Below are 13203 nucleotides of genomic sequence, written 5' to 3'. Positions count from 1 at the left end.
GTGACTCGCTGTAGCTGGACAAGGACGAGCGGCCACGCCCATCCCGCGGCCGCCCGCTTGCTGTCACTGACGCACAGGAAGTCTGGACGTATGCCGCTTTTTCGTATCGCCGGCGCCGTGATCGCCGTCCTCTGCATGGTCTTCGCGCCCCAAACAGGCGGCGCGCAGACCAATGCCGCCATGGAAAAACCCCGTGCGGATCGGCCCTTCACCATCACGCCCGTGGCGACCTTCGACACGCCCTGGGCCCTGGCGTTCATGCCCGACGGCCGCATGCTCGTCACGGAAAAGCCCGGCCGCCTCTATCTGGTGGACAGTCAGGGCCGCAAGCGACAGGTGCAAGGCGTACCGGAAGTGCGCTACAGCGGGCAGAACGGACTGCTCGATATCGCCACGGCGCCCGGATTCGCCGCCAACCGTACCGTCTATTTCACCTATATGGAACCTGGAGGGGGCGGCAGCAGCAGCATGGTCCTCGCGCGGGCGCGCTTAAGCGAGGAACCGAGCGCGCCCGCGCTGCGCGACCTCCAGATCGTGTGGCGCCAGATGGCACAGGGATTGGGGGGCCAGCCGGGCGGCATCATTGCCTTTGCGCCCGATGGCAAGCATCTTTTCCTGACTTCCGGGGACCGCATGCGCCCCGACACGGCGCAGGACCCCGAGCTGGCGCTGGGCAAGGTCCTGCGCTTGAACCTGGACGGCAGCACGCCAGCGGACAATCCCTGGGCCAGCGCGGGCGGCGTGCGGGCGCAGACCTGGACGACCGGGCACCGCAACCCCTATGGCCTGGCCTTCGCGCCCGATGGCCGGCTGTGGCTGCATGAAATGGGACCGCGCGGAGGCGACGAACTGAACCTTCTGGTTGCCGGCCGCAATTACGGATGGCCCATCGTCTCGAACGGCGACAACTACAACGGCACGCCCATTCCGCGCCACACCACGCGTCCGGAGTTCGAGGCGCCAGTGGTTTATTGGACTCCCGTGATCGCGCCGGCCGGTCTCGCGTTCTACAACGGTTCCCAGTTTCCTGAATGGCAGGGATCCGCTTTCATCGGCGCGCTGCGGCCCGGTGGCCTGGTGCGCATCCGCTTCGATGGCGCGGGCGGTGCAGTGCAGGCGGACCGGTGGGAGCTGGGAAGCCGCATACGCGACGTTGCAGCGGGACCGGACGGCGCCTTGTGGCTACTGGAGGACAGCAGCAATGGACGACTGCTGCGCCTGACGCCGAAGCGCTGACATGGAACGGCGCATCGCCTGGCGACAGGCGGTACGTGGCATCGTTGGTCGGCAAGCGCCTCACGCGGGCGCATTGCCATGCAGTACGCCGCCGCGCGCGGCGCAACATCGCGCATCCGCCGCGGCCATGGCCGCAACCACGACAATCTCGGGAAGGAGGAAGTCGATGAAAAGGAAGTGCCTGCATGCATCACCCTGCCCTGTCGCACGGGCGCTCGACAGCATCGGCGACTGGTGGACCTTGCTGATTCTGCGCGACGCCTTTGACGGCCTGAAGCGCTTCAACGCCATCCAGAAGAGCCTGGGAATTCCCCGCAACATCCTGACCGCGCGCCTGAGGCTGCTGGTGGACCGCGACATATTGGGCGTCGCACCGGCGTCCGACGGCAGCGTCTACCAGGAGTACGTCCTGACGGACAAGGGGCGTGACCTGATTCCCGTCATCTCGGCATTGCGGCAATGGGGCGAGCAGCATGCCCTGGCGCCCCAAGCGCCGGCCGATGCGGCCGTCGCAATGGCCGGCGCCTTGCTGCAGCCGCCGCCGCGGCGAGCGGACCTGGGCCGCTTCGTCGAGCCGCCCGACCCGCACACCAAGCACTGACGACACCGCTCCCCATCGCGGTGGGTCCGTGCGCACTGCGTCCCCCCCGGCAGATGGGTACAGCGCTTGCTCATGCGTTCGCTTTTGAACCCTGGCGCCCCGGCGCCGGCTCGCTCGCATGCGCATCAGCCCATTTCTCCGCGCAGGCACCGCCTGCTTCGCTTTGCTGGCTTTACTGGTTTTCCAGGTTGCTCGTCCCGCCGTCGCGCAGGGCGTGCCGCCGGGCGCATCCGTACCGGCCGCCGTCCCGGCGCCGCCAGCGGCCTCGGTGCGACCACCTCCGGCGGTGCCACCGGTCGCTGCACCGGTGACGCCGGCCGACGCACAACGTACCATCGACATCCTTCAGGACGATGCGCGCCGCGCGGAGCTACTGCGCACATTGAAGGCGATCGCGGCTGCCGCGCCCGGTACGGTCGCACCACCGGCTGCCGCGGCGGGGACCAACCCAGGGCCGACTGCCGGCACGCCGACCGCGGCGGGGACGGCCGCGGCATCGAACCCCGCCGCGGAGGCACCCGCCGCCGCGCATGAAACCCCGCCCGACACCATCGTCCCCCTGGAAGCTGACGGCCTGATGGCGCGCATCCTGGGCAGCGTGGACCGCTGGCTGGACGACTTCGCCAGACAGATGGCGGAGCTGCGCGCCGCGGCGCTCACCCTGCCCGCGTTGTTCGCACAATCCGGAGGCATCGCCAACGCGGCGGGCGAGCGTCTGGCGGGCGAGCTGGCCCTGGCGTTGGCCTTGGCATTCGTGGCCGGGCTGGTGCTGGAATGGGCGTTGCGGCGTGTCCTGAGACAACCACGCGTGGCCCTCGCCGTGCATGCCGATCTGGTGGCCAGCACGGATGCGGGCGCCCACTCTCATGGGAGGGCCCGGCCCATTAACCGGGGCGACACCGCCGCCGCCGTGGGCACCACGCCGCCCTTGGCCGACCAACCTGCCGACGCGGCCCAGGCGGGCGTGCGGCCGGGCGTCGACGGCGTCGCCCTGGTGCAAACGCACCGCGACGGCGTGGACCGCGTCGAAGCCGTGCCGGTGGGGCGCGAGAATGCGGCCGGAGCGGCCAGCACCGTAGCGGCGGACGAGCCCACCGCCGAAGCGCCCCGGCGGGATGCCGAGCGCGAGCGGCGGCAGCAAGCCAGTTCGCGCCATCACTGGCGCACCTTGCGGCACCTGCCGTATGCCCTGGCGGCGCTGGTCCTGGAGGTCCTGCCCATCGCGCTGTTTTTCTTCTCGGCCAACCTGGCGCTCCGCGCGGTGGCCGGCGGCGACGTCCGCATCACCGGCACGGTCGGCGGCTTCATCGAAGCCTACGTCGCCGCCCGGGTCACCATGGCCATCGTGCGGCTGCTCGTTTCGCCCGCCGGCCGCGGACTCCGCCTGTTGCAGATCGCACCCGAAACCGCGACGGTGCTGGTGACCTGGATCAGGTGGATCGCCGTGCTGGCCCTGTTCGGGATGGCGGTCGCCGATACCGCCGCACTGCTGGGCACCGGCGCGCCACTGCGCATGGCCTTCGTCAAGACCGTATCCCTGCTCGTGCACATATGCGCGGTCATCCTGATACTGAAACTCCGGCGGCCGGTGCGGCAGGCATTGCGCGCCGCGCCCGAAGCCAGTGGCCCGTTGCCCATGGCCCGCAACTGGCTCGCCGAGGCCTGGGCCGCCATCGCGATCGTCATCGTGATGGGCGTGTGGGTGGTCTGGGCGATGGGAGTCGAGAATGGCTTCCCCAAGCTGATCCATTTCGTCGTGGTGTCCGTAGCGGTCATCGTCGTCGCGCGGCTGCTCGCCATCCTGATCCTGGGCGGTGTGGGCCGGCTTTTTCCTTCCGGCAATGCTGACGACGGGGCCGGCGGCGACGCGGCGCCGGCCCCGTCCGCACGCCTGTCCGAACGCTATTACGCCTGGACCCGTGGGCTCGTGTCGGTAATCCTGACCGTGTGCGCGATCGTGGCCCTGTTCGAGGCTTGGGGCATCGACGCCCTGAGCTGGTTCGCCAGCGGCACCCTGGGCCGCAGCCTGGCTTCCGCCGCCATGACTATCGTAGTGGCGATCATCGTGGCGATCATCATCTGGGAGGCGGCGCAATATTCGGTTGAACGACGTCTGGCCCGCTGGGTAAGCCAGGGCGACATGCTGCGGGCGGCGCGCCTGCGCACCCTGCTGCCCATGCTGCGCGCCGCGCTGTTCATCGTGGTGGCGCTGGTCGTCGGCCTCACGGCGCTGAACCAGATCGGCATCAACACCACCCCGCTGCTGGCTGGCGCGAGCATCATCGGCGTCGCCCTGGGCTTCGGCTCGCAGAAGCTGGTGCAGGACTTCATCACCGGGATCTTCCTGCTCATGGAAAACGCCATGCGCGTGGGCGACTGGGTGACTGTCGCGGGCGTCTCGGGCAGCGTGGAGTACCTGTCGATACGCACCGTGCGACTGCGCGGCGGCGATGGCGCCCTGTATATCGTGCCCTTCAGTTCCGTATCGACCGTCAGCAATAGCAACCGCGGCATCGGCAACGCGGCCGTGCGCATCAGCGTCAACTACGACACCGACATCGAGATGGCGATAGCCGAACTGAAGAACATCGGTGCATCGCTGCGCAGCGATCCTGCCTTCAAGGACCTCATCCTGAACGACCTCGAAGTATGGGGGGTGGACTCTGTCGACGGAGCCATGGTGACCCTGGCCGGGCAAATACGCTGCGTCGACAAGGGCCGCTGGGGCGTACAGCGCGAAATCAATCGGCGCATCCTGGCGCGTTTCCGTGAACTTGGCATCGAGATCGCGAACCCCCGCGCCAGCCTGCTGCTGCCGGCCGACCCCTCTCCGCTGGCCGCGCAGGGCGTCTCTACCCTGGCCGCGGCCGGCACGGAGGCTTCCCCTGCGCCGCCCGCTCGCGGCGGGCCGCCACCCAGTGGGCAAAGATGATCCGGCCGGGGCCTGCTCACGGCCCGGAGGCGCAGGCCAAGGTAACCCACCACACGTGAGACGGCGATTGCTGCCCCGCCCCGCGCGTCCGGTCCCGGGCCGAATGGCCTACTTCGGAATCAGCGCGGCCGCCTTCCGGTCGCCGTCGCGGTGGCTCTGCGCAAGGCCGGCCGCAACGCCGGCGCGGTCTTCGGCGTTGCGATTCTGGCTCATCTTCCGCTTGGCTTCGATGCGCGCGATCGGCAACCGCACCCCGATGATGCCGCGCAACTGGGCCGCCACGTAGTCCTGTGGCGCGTCCGACACCGCCCAGGGCGCGTCCCGCCCGGACTCGTGGCGCTCGGTCAGCGCAGACACCACCGTGAGCAGCCGCGCCGCATCGTCGAAGAATTCCACCGGTCCATAGGCGTGCACGGCCACGTAGTTCCAGGTCGGTACCACTTTGCCGTCGCGCTGCTTGCTTGGATACCAGGAGGGAGACACGTAGGCGTCGGGTCCCATGAAGATCGCCATCGCGTCGCCCGCCACCTCGGCGCGCCAATGAGGATTGCCGCGCGAAACGTGGCCATACAGGACCCCATGCTCGCCTTCCTCCGCGACCAGCAGCATGGGCAGCGGTGTGGCCACGACGCCGGCGGGCCCTGCCGTGACGAGGTGCGCGAGCGGCGCATCCCGCATCGTCTGGTGGATGACGGACAGGTCTTCTTCACGAAATGCGGGTGGCACGTACATGGGTTTTCTCCGAAGGCGCACGCCATTATCGGTGATTCGCGGCTGCCCCGGCACGACGCTTGCCCCATGGGAACCCCGGAGCAGCACCCCTGCCCGGCCGTCCTTGTCCCGAGCACCGCCGCGGCGGTCCAAGAGAGCCATACATGAGCAACGATGCCATTCTCGTCACCGGCGGCGCCGGATTCATCGGTACGCATGTGCTGGTGGAACTGGTGCAGGCCGGCTACCAGCCCATCGTCCTGGACGACTTCAGCAACAGCCGCCCGCAGGCCTTGCGCCGCGTGGCCCGCATCGTCGGGCGTGCGGTCGAGCATGTCGCGGGCGATATCCGTTCGCCGGCGGTCGTCAGCGCCCTGTTCGCTTCGCTGCGCGACCGTGGCACACCGATCCGCTGCGTCGTGCATATGGCGGGGTGCAAGGCGGTCGGTGAATCGGTGCGCGATCCGCTCAAGTACTACGACGTCAACGTGGGCGGGACGATGAACCTGCTGCGCGCCATGCGCGGCTTTAACGTGAACCGGCTGGTATTCAGCTCGTCGGCCACGGTATACGGCGAGCCGTGCGCGCTGCCGATCACGGAAGCGCATCGCCTCGACGCCACCAGCCCGTATGGCCGCAGCAAGCTGACCATCGAAGGCATCATCGCCGACCTGTGCGCCGCCGACCCGCGCTTCGGCGCGGTGGCCTTGCGTTACTTCAATCCAATCGGCGCGCACCCCAGCGGACTGATCGGCGAATGTCCCAATGCGGAGCCGGACAATCTCTTTCCCTACATGACCCAGGTCGCCGTCGGAACGCGCCCGCGCCTGACCGTCTTCGGGAACGACTACCCGACCGTCGACGGCACCGGCGTGCGGGACTACCTGCATGTCGTGGATCTCGCGCGCGGCCACGTGCGTGCGGTGGATCGTGCGCTGCGGCTGCCGCCGGGCATGCTCGCGGTCAACCTGGGCACCGGCAAGGGCACCAGCGTGCTGCAGTTGATCGAATGCTTCGAGCAGGCGACAGGCCTGCGTATTCCCTATACCGTCGCGCCGCGCCGCGCCGGCGACGTGGATGCGATGTGGGCGGACGCCACGCTCGCCGAACGCGAGCTGGGCTGGCGCGCGCGGTACGGCCTTGCGGACATGTGCGCGCACGGCTGGCACTGGCAACAATCCAATCCGGACGGCTATGCCGACGACCGCATCGATGCAGGCGGCCGGCAGGCGCCTGCCCAGCGCCGGCGCGAACCTGCGGAGGTGTCGTGATGGACGACCCGCAATTCGCGGTGTTGGTCGCCGATGCGCGCATGCTGTCCGAACTGGTGCGCGTCATCGCGCAGGAGAAGCAGGATCCGGAGACCTTCATCGCCCAGATGAAGGTGGACGTACTGGCCTGGGCGGACCGGCAGTATCCGGACTGGGCGGGGGCCGTGCGCGATGCCTTCGAGATGCGCGTCGACGATGTCCTGGGCGCCGCGCAGAACCGGTCCGTGGGCGGCTAGTTCCCGCCTGGGGTCCAAGGCGTCCGTCCTTGCCCCAGGACGCGTTCCACCGCCGAGACCATCTCGGACAGGTCAAAAGGCTTGGCCACAAAGGCGGCGTAGCCGCTGCAGGCGCGCATGACATCGCCTTCCGGCAAGGCGCTCATGACGATGAGCGGCACTTCTCCAAGGCAGGCGTTATCGCGCATGGCGGTCAGGAGGGAACCGCCGCCCATGCCGGGCATCATGATGTCCGACACCACCAGGTCCGGCTCGATCTCCAGCATGCGGGTCAGTGCGGTCAAGCCATCATTCTCGACATAGACGGTATGGCCCGCCTCGAGCAACGCCTCGCGGACGACTTTCGCAAGGACGGCCTCGTCGTCCACCACCATTATCTTTGCCATATATTCTCCGATGCGGGTCGCGCCGTCGCATACTAGCGCACCAATTCACGCATGAAATCCAGCAGCGCTCGTCCCGGATCCGGGTCCCGGGACGCCACCACCTTGATGCCCCATTGGTCCAGCACCGCATTCGCTACGGGGTTGTCCTGATGCCAGAACAAGTACGACGGGGGACGTTGCGCCGCGAACTTGTGTCCTTGCCACAGCTTCGACAGTTTCCAGAACAGCAGGCGGATATTGATATCCGAAATGCTGTAGCCCACGAACAATACGGGATTGACCAGCAAGTCCGCGCGTAGTTTCAAATCCAGCGGCGATTCGAAACTCAAGCGTTCGAAATAGCTGGTCTCGTCCAGGACCATCGTGTCCCCGTCCTTCAGGTCGCCATGGAACTTGATGATCTGCCGCACCCCGTTCCGGGCCGCCGCCAGATCCTTCACGCTGGATATCTTGGCGTAGGGCTTGCCATAGACCTCGTGCGCCAACTCGAGCCATCGGTCGAAATTCGTTGTGTAGATGCTCTGGAAGCACCCCTCCACGATGAGCCGATGGATCTCGGATTGCTGGATATCGATATCCGGCCGATGCCATTCCTTGATCATCCATTCCCGTAGCGGCCCGATGCCGCAGCGCAGGCGATAGTACTCCGCCAGCGCCCGCACATCACCGTAGCCCGAGAATGTATCGACGTCCTCGTTCAACTGGCGCGCCATTTCGGTAGCAAGCTGGGGAGCTGTGGGCAACCCGAGGCCGGCTGAAACGCCGGCGCCGGCAAACAGGATGAGCCGGCCTTCGCGATAGGTCTTGCGCAGGCCTTGCAGGGCCGAAGCATCCAGATCACTGCGTCTTCTTGTTGGCATGGTCGATCAATTGCCGCGGATTCGCGCTCGCTCGAACGTCGCGCGTGATCCGCGGAATGGGGTGCTTGCGGCGTATCGCCGTGGGGCCGCATCGGCAAGCGTCGTACCCGACCCGCCCGCCGCGGCCCATGGGCACGGGGGCTGCTGAGCCGCGCCGGTCTTCCGAGGACATGACACGCGAACATCGATGAAGATCCTGCTCACCGGCGCCACTGGATTCATCGGCCGCAGGCTGGTCGCGGCCCTGATGGCGCAAGGCCACACGCTGCGCTGTGTCAGCCGGACCCCGCCTTCGGGCGTCCAGGCATCGGGCGCGCTGGCATGGCTGCGTATGGACTACGCACAGGCTCTCAGCGCGACGCAATGGGCCGAAGCCGTGCGCGATTGCGATGCCGTCATCAACGCGGCCGGCATTCTGCGTTCGCACGGTTCGCAAACCTTGGAACGCGTGCATGGACAAGCGCCTTGCGCGCTATTCGAAGCCGCGCGCATCGCCGGCGTGTCCCGCATCGTCCAGATATCGGCGTTGGGCGCGGACGCCGGCGCGGCATCCGCCTATCACCTCAGCAAGAAGATCGCCGACGATGCGCTGCGTGCCCTCGGCATCCCGTACTCGATCGTGCAACCATCACTGGTGTTCGGCCCGGAAGGGGCGAGCGCGCGATTCTTCATGGCCACCGCCAGCCTGCCCCTGATCCCGCTTGCGGGGATGGACGACAGCCTGATCCAGCCTGTGCTTATCGACGACCTGGTGCAAGCCGTACTGGCCCTCCTCGCGATGCCGGCCCACGATATGCCGCCCGTGGTCGCGGCCGTCGGGCCGCGGCCGCTGTCCTTGCGCGCGTATTACGAGGCGCTGCGCGCAACCCTGCACCTGCCGCGTCGCGCGCGCTTCGTCCGCATGCCCCTGCCCCTGGTCCAAGTAGCGGCGCGCATGGGCGACGTGGTCCCCGGGACCCTCCTGAACACCGACACCCTGGCCATGCTCATGCGGGGCAACACCGCCGATTCCGGCCGGCTGCAGCGCTTGCTGGGCCGCGCCCCGCGGCCCGCCGATGCGTTCGTGGAGCCGGCGTATGCGTCCGCGCTTGCCGCGCAGGCGCGTCTCGCATGGCTTCTGCCGGTGCTGCGGTGGAGCATCGCGCTGGTGTGGATCGTCACCGCCTTCGTGTCGGCGTTCGGCTATCCGGTGGCGGACAGCTACGAACTGCTGCGGCGCGCCGGCGTCCCCGACGCCGCGCTGGCACCCGCGTTGTATGGCGCGGCCGGCCTCGACCTTCTGCTCGGCATATGTGTCGTACTGCCGCGCCGGCGCCGCTGGCTATGGCTCGCGCAGGCCGCGCTGGTGATCGGGTACACCATCATCATCTCGCTGCGCCTGCCGGAGTTCTGGCTGCATCCCTACGGCCCGATGGTGAAAAACCTGCCCTTCCTTGCAATGCTTTGGCTGCTATACGAACTGGAAGACCGGAAGTGGACATCCTGATCGTCAAATGGATTCATATCCTGTCCTCGACGCTGCTCTTCGGAACGGGCATCGGCAGTGCCTTCTACCTGCTGGCCGCCACCATGTCGCGCGACACCCGCGTAGTCGCGGCCGTGGCGCGCTACGTCGTGCTGGCGGACTTCCTGTTCACCGCGACGACCGCCGTGATCCAGCCCGTGACCGGCGTATGGCTGGTGTGGCGCTACGGCATGCCGATGGAAACGGCATGGGTACGCCTATCCCTCATCCTTTATGCGGTGGCCATCGCCTGCTGGCTTCCGGTTGTGTGGCTGCAGATGAAATTGCGCGACCTCGCCCAGGAGGCCGTTCGGACGAACCAACCTTTGCCACCGCCGTACTGGCGCGCCTTTCGCATCTGGGTTGCGCTGGGCGTCCCGGCGTTTGTAGCGTTCCTGGCTATTTTTTATCTGATGGTGGCGAAGCCGACATAGCGAGGGGGCCGACCGCGGCCAGATCGGCCGATGTCACGGTCACTTCACCCGCGTGGCGGTCTCCAAGCAGCTGTGCAACCGCGTGGATGGCGCGGAAGTTCGCACGGTATGCGTCCAGCATGCGCTCCGGCGTGCCGTCGGCTCCGAAGTATTCGCACAGTGCGCCGCGCGTCACGCGTACCGCGCGCACGCCGTCGGGAAAATGCATCGCGTAGTGGACGTCGCCGTCCTGTACATGCGCATCAGGATCAAAACTCATCGATGCTCCTCACGTTTGCCGGGCTTGCGGAGCGGCCATGAAAGCGAAACTCATCCGTGGAAAGAAAGTTCACGCGCGGCGCCCCTTGGAATGCATAGGCCGCGCATGCCCCGTGCCGCGCCATACGTGCTGACGGGTCGGGACCGCCGGGCTTGCTGTCTATTCCGCGCCCGCGATGCGGGCATGGCAACTGCGTAAAGGGGCACGCCGCTCCAGCGCATGTCGCTCCGGCAGCCCCCGCCACGCTTTCCCCATACCCGTTCTTCTTGAGGTCATTATGAGCCCGGACGCTACCCCGCGCATCGACACCGATGCGGCCCTGGCATTGTCTGATTCGGCAGCGCGCATGCCGGCGCGCCTCGCGCATGCCGCTCGGCCGGCCCTGCTCTGCTTCTCGCACTTGCGCTGGAACTTCGTCTATCAGCGGCCTCAACATCTATTGTCCCGGTTCGCACGCACGCACCGCGTCTACTACATGGAAGAGCCGGTGGCCACGCTCGATGCGCAGCCATGGCTGGAATGCGTGGAAACACCGGAGGGGGTCACCGTACTGGTCCCGCACCTGCCCTCCGATTGCGGAGCCGAGCAGGCACAGGTTCATCAGCGCGCGCTGCTCGACGCCATGCTGCGCGAGGATGCGGTGCGGCCTGCCGTACTCTGGTACTACACCCCGATGAGCCTGGCCTTCTCGGATCATCTGGCCACGGACGTCGTCGTCTACGATTGCATGGACGAGTTGTCCGCGTTCCGGGGCGCCCCCCCGCAATTGACCGCCAGGGAAGCGCAGTTGCTCGGACGTGCCGACGTGGTATTCACGGGAGGACACAGCCTGTATGAAGCCAAGCGCAACCGCCACCGCAACGTCCATGCTTTCCCGAGCAGTGTCGATGTGGCGCATTTCCGCATGGCTCGCCAGGCCTTGGATTGCCCGGCGGACCAGCGAGACATCCCGGCGCCGCGCATGGGCTTCTACGGCGTGCTCGATGAACGGTTCGATATCGATCTGGTGGCGCAGGTCGCCAGGCTGCGGCCATCCTGGCAGTTGATCTTCGTCGGTCCGGTGGTGAAGATCGACCCGGCCACGCTCCCACGCGCGCCGAATATCCACTATCTCGGTCCCAAGCGCTACGAGGAGTTGCCTGCCTACCTCGCCGGCTGGGACGTCGCGCTCATGCCCTTCGCGATCAACGAATCGACTCGCTTCATCAGCCCGACGAAGACGCCGGAATTCCTCGCCGCAGGCAAGCCGGTCGTCAGCACCCCCATCACGGATGTCATCCGGACCTACGGCGAGTGCGCGATGGTGCGCATCGCCGCGGATGCCCAGGGCTTTGTGCAAGCGGCGGAAGCCGCTCTGCTCGACAGCCGCGACAGCGAGGCGCTTGAACGGACGGCCGATGCCGCATTGACGGACCAGTCGTGGGACCGCACCTGGACGGAGATGGGCGTCTTGATGGCCAAGGCCGCCGCGCATGATGCGGACAGCCGCGACGCCGCGCCTGCCGTCATGCCCACGGATGGCGCGCGCATCCTGCAACTGCACGGGCCGGCCAACGACAAACGGGATGCCGGCCGCAAGGAAGGACCACGCATCATGACCCCGCGTATCCGCCATGGCAAGGCGGTCCGCTACGACTACCTGGTCGTCGGCGCCGGTTTTGCCGGCAGCGTACTGGCCGAGCGGCTCGCCGCCGGGCTGAACCGCCGGGTCCTGGTGGTGGACCGGCGCCCCCATATCGGGGGCAACGCCTATGACCACTACAACGAGGATGGCGTCCTGGTTCATCGGTACGGTCCGCACATCTTTCATACCAATGCCGACAAGGTGGTGGACTACCTTTCCCGCTTCACGGGATGGCGGCCCTACCAGCACCGTGTCCTGGCCCAGGTCGACGACATGCTCGTGCCGATGCCGATCAACCTCAAGACGCTGTCCATGCTTTACGGACGTCCGTTCACCCCGGAGCAGGCCGCCGCTTTTCTGGCGCAGCGCGCCGAGACGCCCGATGCGATACGCAGCGCCGAGGACATGGTCGTATCCCAGGTGGGCCGCGAGCTGTACGAAAAATTCTTTCGCGGCTACACGCGCAAGCAGTGGGGCCTGGACCCATCGGAACTGGACCGCAGCGTGACGGCCCGGGTGCCGACACGAACCTCGCATGACGACCGCTACTTCACCGACCGCTTCCAGGCGATGCCGGACCAGGGCTACACCCGCATGTTCGAAAACATGCTGGCGCATCCCAACATCGACATCTGGCTGGGCACGGATTTCCGGGAAGTCCGCGCGGCGGTCCAGGCAGACAAGATCGTCTATACCGGGCCCGTCGACGAGTATTTCGACTACCGCTACGGACGGCTTCCCTACCGGTCGCTGGTGTTCCGCCACGAAACGATCGACCGGGAGACCTTCCAGCCCGCGGCGGTGGTCAACTATCCCGCCGAGGACGTCCCCTACACCCGCATCACGGAGTACAAGCACCTGACCGGGCAGCAACACCCGAAAACCAGCGTGACGTACGAATATCCCAGCGCGGAAGGAGATCCCTACTATCCCGTCCCACGTCCCGAAAACGCCGAACTCTACAGGCGCTACGAGGCCCTTGCGGACCAGACAAACGATGTTTATTTCGTCGGCCGACTGGCGACATATCGCTACTACAACATGGACCAGGTGGTGGCGCAGGCGCTCAGTACCTACGCACGTATCGAGGCGGACCATCAGCAGCGCCAAGCGGACACCCCGCAGCCGGCCGTCGCCTGAGGGGATGGC

12 protein-coding genes are annotated in these 13203 nt (G+C 67.1%); 8 read left to right on the top strand and 4 right to left on the bottom strand.

What is annotated here, in order from left to right:
- Positions 1–90 precede the first annotated feature (90 nt).
- The 3 genes from BAU07_RS07530 (at position 91) to BAU07_RS07520 (ending at position 4769) form a co-directional block, all read left to right on the top strand.
- On the top strand, positions 91–1236 hold the full coding sequence (locus BAU07_RS07530) for a PQQ-dependent sugar dehydrogenase (protein ID WP_084025476.1): 1146 nt from the start codon (positions 91–93) through the stop codon (positions 1234–1236).
- A 166-nt stretch (positions 1237–1402) separates the two neighbouring features.
- Positions 1403–1837 carry a winged helix-turn-helix transcriptional regulator gene (locus tag BAU07_RS07525; protein WP_066655522.1) on the top strand — a complete coding sequence of 145 codons (435 nt, stop codon included), beginning with the start codon at positions 1403–1405 and terminating at the stop codon, positions 1835–1837.
- 118 nt (positions 1838–1955) lie between these two features.
- Positions 1956–4769, top strand: coding sequence for a mechanosensitive ion channel domain-containing protein (locus BAU07_RS07520; protein ID WP_066655519.1), 2814 nt, complete (start codon positions 1956–1958; stop codon positions 4767–4769).
- Between the two features lie 108 nt (positions 4770–4877).
- Here the strand turns inward: BAU07_RS07520 and BAU07_RS07515 are convergent, their stop codons facing one another.
- Positions 4878–5501 carry an FMN-binding negative transcriptional regulator gene (locus tag BAU07_RS07515; protein ID WP_066655516.1) on the bottom strand — a complete coding sequence of 208 codons (624 nt, stop codon included), beginning with the start codon at positions 5499–5501 and terminating at the stop codon, positions 4878–4880.
- A 143-nt stretch (positions 5502–5644) separates the two neighbouring features.
- Between BAU07_RS07515 and galE the strand changes: the two genes are divergently transcribed.
- Positions 5645–6751, top strand: coding sequence for a UDP-glucose 4-epimerase GalE (gene galE, locus BAU07_RS07510; protein WP_066655513.1), 1107 nt, complete (start codon positions 5645–5647; stop codon positions 6749–6751).
- A complete protein-coding gene (locus BAU07_RS07505; RefSeq protein ID WP_066655510.1) occupies positions 6751–6987 on the top strand; it encodes a hypothetical protein in 237 nt (78 codons plus the stop codon). The genes galE and BAU07_RS07505 overlap by 1 nt, the downstream gene beginning before the upstream one ends.
- Here BAU07_RS07505 and BAU07_RS07500 read toward each other — a convergent pair.
- Positions 6984–7373 (bottom strand): response regulator, encoded by a 390-nt coding sequence (locus BAU07_RS07500; protein ID WP_066655507.1) that lies wholly within the window; start codon positions 7371–7373, stop codon positions 6984–6986. The genes BAU07_RS07505 and BAU07_RS07500 overlap by 4 nt on opposite strands.
- A 32-nt stretch (positions 7374–7405) precedes the next feature.
- Positions 7406–8233, bottom strand: coding sequence for an SIR2 family protein (locus BAU07_RS07495; protein ID WP_066655500.1), 828 nt, complete (start codon positions 8231–8233; stop codon positions 7406–7408).
- 187 nt (positions 8234–8420) lie between these two features.
- Here BAU07_RS07495 and BAU07_RS07490 point away from each other — a divergent pair, with 187 nt between their 5' ends.
- Together BAU07_RS07490 and BAU07_RS07485 are read left to right on the top strand one after the other, a co-directional pair.
- Positions 8421–9719, top strand: a complete 1299-nt coding sequence (locus BAU07_RS07490) for an SDR family oxidoreductase (protein ID WP_066655497.1) — start codon at positions 8421–8423, stop codon at positions 9717–9719.
- Positions 9707–10171: a DUF2269 family protein gene (locus BAU07_RS07485; protein WP_066655494.1), complete on the top strand. Its 465-nt coding sequence runs from the start codon at positions 9707–9709 to the stop codon at positions 10169–10171. The genes BAU07_RS07490 and BAU07_RS07485 overlap by 13 nt, the downstream gene beginning before the upstream one ends.
- Here the strand turns inward: BAU07_RS07485 and BAU07_RS07480 are convergent.
- Positions 10137–10430: a hypothetical protein gene (locus tag BAU07_RS07480; RefSeq protein WP_066655491.1), complete on the bottom strand. Its 294-nt coding sequence runs from the start codon at positions 10428–10430 to the stop codon at positions 10137–10139. The genes BAU07_RS07485 and BAU07_RS07480 overlap by 35 nt on opposite strands.
- Positions 10431–10707: 277 nt before the next feature.
- Here BAU07_RS07480 and glf point away from each other — a divergent pair, with 277 nt between their 5' ends.
- Positions 10708–13194: a UDP-galactopyranose mutase gene (gene glf, locus BAU07_RS27720; protein ID WP_066655489.1), complete on the top strand. Its 2487-nt coding sequence runs from the start codon at positions 10708–10710 to the stop codon at positions 13192–13194.
- Positions 13195–13203 lie beyond the last annotated feature (9 nt).

The sequence above is a fragment of the Bordetella flabilis genome, from assembly GCF_001676725.1.
Taxonomy (GTDB): Bacteria; Pseudomonadota; Gammaproteobacteria; order Burkholderiales; family Burkholderiaceae_B; genus Bordetella_C; species Bordetella_C flabilis.
The sequence above is the reverse complement of the archived record's forward strand: the minus strand, read 5'-3'. Positions and strand labels throughout refer to the sequence as shown.